The following is a 968-nucleotide window of genomic DNA, read 5'->3' on the forward strand; positions in this document are numbered from 1 at the left end:
GACGGCTGGGGCCGGAGCCGCTGAAGGCACTGTTCGCGCGGGTTTGCCGACCGGTGGCCGTCCAGGACACGGCCGGCGCCTGGTATCGCGGGTGGCGGCTGGTCGCCGTGGACGGCACCGTCTTCGACGTCCCGGACACCGAGGCGAACAGCACGTACTTCGGCCGTCCCGGTTCCGGCCGGGGACAGCAGCGCAGTGCCTACCCGCAGGTGAGGGTCGCTGCGCTGGTGGAGTGCGGGACACACGCGGTGTTCGCCGCGGCAACCGGCCCGCTGTCGGTTCATGAACAGCATTTGATTCCCGGCCTGCTGGGCCGGCTCGGGCCGGGAATGCTGCTGATGGCCGACCGCGGCATCACCGGCTTCGAGCTGTGGAAGGCCGCTTCGGGCACGGGTGCGGACCTGTTGTGGCGCGTCCGCAAGAACATCGTGCTCCCGTTCCTCGAAGCCTTCGAGGACGGCTCCTACCTGTCCGGGATCGTCGCGGCAGGCGACCGCAAGCGCCAGGATCCGGTCCGGGTCCGCGTCATCGAGTACACCCTCGGCCGTGAGGACGACGGCACGGTATACCGGCTGATCACGACCGTCTGCAACCCGCAGGAGGCCTCCGCTGCCGACCTGGCGGGCCTCTGCCATCAGCGCTGGGAGATCGAGAACACCCTGAACGAGATCAAGACCCACCAAGGTGGCCGCCAGCTGGTCCTGAGATCGCAGTACCCCGATGGCGTCGAGCAGGAAATCTACGGCTTCCTCCTCGTCCACCACGCACTTCGGGACGTCATGCACCACACCGCTCACCGGGCCGGCCTCGACCCCGACCGGCTGTCCTTCACCCCGCACTCTTCGCATCGCCCGCCGCCACGTCACCGACCAGGCGGCACTTTCCCCCCTCACGACTCRGCCAAGCTCTGACCCACACCATCCGTGAGCTGCTGGAACGACTCCTGCCACCCCGCAGGCAACGCTCCA

The 968-nt window shown here is 68.8% G+C and carries 1 protein-coding gene; it reads left to right on the forward strand.

Features of this window, described 5'->3' with window-relative positions:
- A partial coding sequence (locus EAO76_RS40880; protein ID WP_148841308.1) for an IS4 family transposase occupies positions 1-911 on the forward strand: 911 nt, incomplete at its 5' end.
- Between the last annotated feature and the right edge of the window lie 57 nt (positions 912-968).

It is taken from the genome of Streptomyces sp. sk2.1, assembly GCF_008120935.1.
GTDB lineage: Bacteria > Actinomycetota > Actinomycetes > Streptomycetales > Streptomycetaceae > Streptomyces.